Source organism: Rhizobacter sp. P1_G5, from assembly GCF_056405435.1.
Genome location: NZ_JBFUCB010000979.1, coordinates 1 through 1,398, shown reverse-complemented (window position 1 = coordinate 1,398; position 1,398 = coordinate 1). Strand labels below are relative to the sequence as shown.

Genomic DNA, 1,398 nt, shown 5'->3' with positions numbered 1-1,398 from the left:
GTCGTGCAGTGCCTGCTCGAGCACGGCCCATGGCGTGGCGCCGTGTTCCAGCAGGTGGCGCTCCAGCCAGGTGACCAGCGATCCGTGCGGCGCCGGCAGCTCGTGCAGCAGTTGGTGGTCGTCGGTGCCGAGCTGGTCCCACCAGTCGCTGTGCAGCAGCAACAGCCGCAGCACGGTGTCGGCCGGGCTGGTCGGCACGGTGCGCGTCTTCGACTGCGGCGGGAAGGGGCCGCTTTCCTCGTAGCGATCGCGCTCGCCGCGCTTGCCCTTCCACTCCTTGGTCCATTCCTTGGTCCACTTGCGGCCGCCGCTGCTGCTCTCCCGCCGCTGGAAGCGCTCGCGCGGCGCGGCCGGGGCGCCGTCGTCCGGTGGCGGGCCGTAACCGTCGTCGTCGGGCGGCTCGTGGCGGGAGGAGGGCGATCCGCCGCCGTGCCGCGGCGCGGCCGAGGCCTGCCACAGCTGCGTCAGGTCGGCCGATGCGATGCCGCCCTGCTGCGCCAGCTCGGCCAGCAGCTGCAGCTTCAGCGCACCCTCCGGCAGCGCCGACCAGAGCGGCCTGGCGTTGGCGAGGAACTTGGCCCGGCCCTCGGCCGTCGACAGGTCGCCGCCGTCACGGGCCGCCTCGAGCAACTGGCGCGACAGCGGCACCGCCTGCGCGACGCAGGTCTCGAAGGCTTCGGCACCCAGCTCGCGCACGTACGAATCCGGGTCATGCTCGGTCGGCAGGAACAGGAAGCGGACGGTGCGGGTGTCGCTGGCATGCGGCAGCGAGGCTTCGAGCGCCCGCCCGGCTGCGCGCCGCCCGGCGGCATCGCCGTCGAAGCTGAACACCACCGATTCGGTGAAGCGGAACAGCTTCTGCACATGCTCGGCCGTGCAGGCCGTGCCCAGCGTCGCCACGGCGTTGTCGAAGCCGTGCTGCGCGAGCGCGACGACGTCCATGTAGCCCTCGACCACCAGTGCATAGCCGCGCTTGCGCAGCCCGGCGCGCGCCTCGTGCAGGCCGTAGAGTTCGCGGCCCTTCACGAACACCGGCGTCTCCGGCGAGTTCAGGTACTTCGGTTCGCCCTTGTCGAGCACGCGCCCGCCGAAGCCGATCACGTCGCCCTGCACCGAGCGGATCGGGAACATGATGCGGTCGCGGAAGCGGTCGTAGCGCTTGCGCTCCTCGTCGTTCTCGCCCTGCGAGATGACGAGGCCGCTCTCCTCGAGCAGCGGGTCGTCGTAGCGCGGGAACACGCTCGCCAGCGCCCGCCAGCCGTCGGGTGCATAGCCCAGGCCGAAGGCGGCGGCGATCTCGCCGCTCAGGCCGCGGCCCTTCAGGTAGTCGATCGCCCGCGGGCTGCCCTTGAGCTGCTTGCGGTAATGCTCGCTGGCCTTGGCGAGCACGTCGCTGAG

The 1,398-nt window shown here is 72.0% G+C and carries 1 protein-coding gene; it reads right to left on the bottom strand.

Translation table 11 applies throughout. The features are described from left to right. Positions 1–1,398, bottom strand: a 1,398-nt coding sequence (dnaG, locus tag AC1D12_RS33335) for a DNA primase (protein WP_477845377.1), incomplete at both ends; no start/stop codon positions are given.